3 protein-coding genes and 1 pseudogene are annotated in these 3,605 nt (G+C 39.0%); 1 reads left to right on the forward strand and 3 read right to left on the reverse strand.

The window, feature by feature from the left end; genetic code table 11:
* The coding region (locus tag AN486_RS26255; RefSeq protein ID WP_290603025.1) for a hypothetical protein at nucleotides 1–211 on the reverse strand (211 nt) is incomplete at its 3' end.
* A gap of 107 nt (nucleotides 212–318) precedes the next feature.
* On the opposite strand from AN486_RS26255, the gene AN486_RS26260 reads away from it, so the two are divergent.
* Nucleotides 319–744: a hypothetical protein gene (locus AN486_RS26260; RefSeq protein WP_039200360.1), complete on the forward strand. Its 426-nt coding sequence runs from the start codon at nucleotides 319–321 to the stop codon at nucleotides 742–744.
* Nucleotides 745–1,105: 361 nt separating this feature from the next.
* Here AN486_RS26260 and ctpC read toward each other — a convergent pair whose 3' ends face one another.
* Both ctpC and AN486_RS26270 read right to left on the reverse strand, forming a co-directional pair.
* The gene (gene ctpC, locus AN486_RS26265) at nucleotides 1,106–2,389 is read right to left on the reverse strand and encodes a carboxyl-terminal processing protease CtpC (protein WP_053541365.1); all 1,284 of its coding nucleotides are present in this window, start codon (nucleotides 2,387–2,389) and stop codon (nucleotides 1,106–1,108) included.
* Between the two features lie 959 nt (nucleotides 2,390–3,348).
* A pseudogene (locus tag AN486_RS26270) lies at nucleotides 3,349–3,605 on the reverse strand (hypothetical protein); the annotation flags it as partial.

The following is a 3,605-nucleotide window of genomic DNA, read 5'->3' on the forward strand; positions in this document are numbered from 1 at the left end:
GTGGGGGGAGTGGGGGGAGTGGGGGAGAAATTTTTTCCTTCTTCCTTCCTCCTTCTTCCTTTCTCCTTCTTCCTTCTTCCTTCCTCCTTCTTCCTTCCTCCTTCTTCCTTCCTCCTTCTTCCTTCTTCCTTCTTCCTTCTTTCTTCCTCCTGAACTCCTGAATGGGCGCAGGCCCTGCGCCCCTACCTCCTGAACTCCTCCTGTAAGACATTACAAACAATTAAAATAAAAGTTGTGTTACACCAAAGTTTAAACTCAAGAGAGTTTTCAAATTGAGTATCAATAGAAGATTCACCCAAACATAGAGGAGTTGATAATATGGGGATAAAATTTCCAGTTTTGAGTGGGGTACTGGTACTTCTCGCTACCAATTTTTTCTTGCCTTCAGTTGCTAAAGCTGAGACTGAAACAACCAGTAGTATGTTTGAACGGGCTTATTTTCGCCATGATCCCAATTTTTATGACAATGGCAGTTTAAATCGTAAAGTAGATGCTTTAATTGGACCTGGGAAAAAATTTGGTACTACTTTTACTGACAATGAAATCGCTAAAGATGCTGAGTTGGTAAATACACTTTATCTTGATGCTATGGCTCAACAAACATTAAATGATCCCTATCTGCGGACACCTGATTTACCCAATCCCTACGATTCTTCTTTGTTAATGACTCCCCGCTATAATGGCAATCAGCTTAAAGTTGGGACTGAATACCGATTTAACAATTCACAACGGCGGTATAAATAACACAGCAGGAGTCAGGAGTCAGGAATAAAACTGGCTGGCTGTGAATTTAGATCCTATACCTCATTAATCTGCAATCTGCTGTAAGGCGTTGCTAAATTGAGGTATGAAATTCCCAAATTGAACCTTTAAAACTCAAACCTTTGCGTCTTTGCGCCTTTGCGTGAGACTAAAATTCATACCCTATAATCAGCAACGCCTAAATAATTAGCGATCGCATTGATTTATCACCTATATGTGCGATGATTCGATGCGATCGCTATAATATCAGGCAACAAAAGAAACGCTAACGCAATGACATTGTGTAATTAATTCTGTCTCACTACTCATAACAACAATTTTCAACGCCAACCTACTTAATCAATTAATTTTTCCTAATTGTCTTGGTATTTTCAGCAGATTGTTTACCCAATAATTCCACAGCTTTAGCAAATTGGGGATCTTCAAGAGTCGCTAATTTATCTTTTCCACCTAACCATAAATCTTGACGTTGGGCATCAGTCAATTCTACCTTCACGTCTGGATCAATACCATGTTTATTAATATCTTTCCCACTGGGAGTATGATATTTAGCAATAGTTACAGCCAAACCAGCGCCAGATTTTAAAGGTTGTACGGACTGGACTAGACCCTTACCAAAAGTTTGATTTCCTACTAAAGTTGCCCGTTTATTATCTTGCAATGCCCCAGAAAGAATTTCACTAGCACTAGCTGAACCTTTATCTACTAATATCATCAAAGGTTTATCAGTCAGAGCCGTGCTATTGGCAACTTGTTTATCCTGTGTACCTTGCCGGTCAATAGTAGAAACAATTGTGCCTTTATTTATCCACATTTGAGCAATTTCTATACTCGCGTATAGGAGTCCACCGGGATTACCACGTAAATCTAGAATATAACCAGAAACCTTTTTAGCCTCTAACTTTTCAATAGCATTTTTCATTTCCTTGCTGGCATTGGCGCTGAATTGATTCAAGCGAATATAGCCAATATTTCCCGCTGGGGTTTTCTTTTCCGAAAAGCGAACGGGATGAATTTCAATCCGCGCTCGTTGAATATTAAATTGTTTTTTCTGACCATTCCGCAAAATTGTCAGTTTCACCTTGCTACCTGATTCTCCCCGAATGAGGGCTACTGCGTCATTGGTATCCATGCCTTTGGTGCTTTTGCCATCAATCTCAAGAATGACATCTTTAGCTAAAATCCCGGCTTTAAATGCGGGTGTATCCTCAATCGGGGCGATAACAATCAGTTGTTTTGTTTTTGCATCTTGACTGATGGTGATACCAATACCTGTAAGTTCTCCAGAGGTATCAACTTGCATATTTTTGAATTCTTCTGGGTTCATGAACCGGGTGTAGGGGTCTTCTAGCTTTTTCAGCATTTCCCGGACAGACTTGTAGGCTGATTTATCATCAGTATAGGACTTGCTTAAATATTCCTTACGTACGGCTTGCCAATCTACCTGATTAAAAGTACCATCTACATATCGGTAGTAAATAATTTGCCATACTTCATCTATCAAATCCTTGTGACTATCTTTAAATGAAGCCTTACCAATTGAGTGAATACCCAAACCGGCAACAGCAATTGTAGAAAGCGTTACCACCGTAGCACTCAAAACCAGTTTACTTTTTGTAATTACCATAATGGCGGCCGTGTCAGGGGAAAAAATATATATCAAGTATGCCCAATCTAACACAGCGATCGCTAATTGGTAATTGATAGTTGTCACTCATCACCGTAACATTGGCAATTCCCACTCCCTAGGAATATTAAGAGACTTCCAAATAAAAAAATGTCCCAAAACTGATGCAAAAATTCTCTCTCTGTGTACTCTGTGCCTCTGTGGTTCGTTTCTTGGGATAATTTATTTCTGGGAAGTCTCTAACTGAATGAAAACAATACCAGAGCGATCGCTCCCTAATAAGGCAGTGTCTGTTTTAACCTTTAAAAAATGGTACTAACAACAGTTAATACAATACATTTTAACTATTAAACGGAGTCAACAAAAAACTAGAGTTTAGTACCTGCATAAATAAGAACCTATGTCAAAGAAAATAAAAGGTTCTTCGGTACTTGTTATGCTATTGAGAGAAGGGAACTCTTAAGAGAAGGAATGTCAGATATTAATGACTTTAAAGACTTAATAATTTGGCAAAAGGGATGGATATTGCTCAAAGATGCTATTTCCTCACTAAAATTTTTCCCAAAGATGAGCTGTATGGTATGGTTTAATCGTAACTGTTCACACTCCCCCCTATCTTTAACAAGAGATCAAGGGTTTAGAGGATGTTTGAAAACTTTTTCGTGTGGGATCTGACACCCGCAGATCCCCCTAAATCCCCCTTAAAAAGGGGGACTTTGAGGAATTTAGCCCCCCTTTGTAAGGGGGGTTGGGGGGATCTCGATTAATTCTGATACTTTTCAAACATCCTCTTAGATAATTTTAGAGGGCGGGAGTGAATAACTACGTTCCCTCGTAAATAAAAATAGGAAAAATTAATGAATAAGAGATGCTTACGACAAGCCAAGCTACGACTATTTATCTTAGGATTCAGTTTAATAACTCCCGGTTCGCCCATTTTTGCGAGAGTTAGAAGAATTCTACTCAGGAGTAAAAGATTGACCACTAAGCTGAGTATAAATAGTAGGGGGAAACCCAAGTAAAACAAGAATACGCTGCTGTAAAGGGGAAAGAGTAGTTAAATGAGTGTAGACTTCATTGTTAACCTCAATTAATATCAATGTGATTTCTTTAAATGCAACAAGAAGCATTTCAGCAGTAGGACGTGCCGTTTTACGCTGAGGATTACCAGCATAAAGTCCAGCCAATTTTTCTTGATTTTTGTCAAGATGGCGAC

The sequence above is a fragment of the Anabaena sp. AL93 genome (genome assembly GCF_001672085.1).
Classification (GTDB): Bacteria; Cyanobacteriota; Cyanobacteriia; order Cyanobacteriales; family Nostocaceae; genus Dolichospermum; species Dolichospermum heterosporum.

What these genes read in the sequence shown, in the direction of transcription:
- AN486_RS26260 (WP_039200360.1), top strand. Translation starts at nt 319, where the DNA reads ATGGGGATAAAATTTCCAGTTTTGAGTGGGGTACTGGTACTTCTCGCT.
- ctpC (WP_053541365.1), bottom strand. Translation starts at nt 2,389, where the DNA reads ATGGTAATTACAAAAAGTAAACTGGTTTTGAGTGCTACGGTGGTAACG.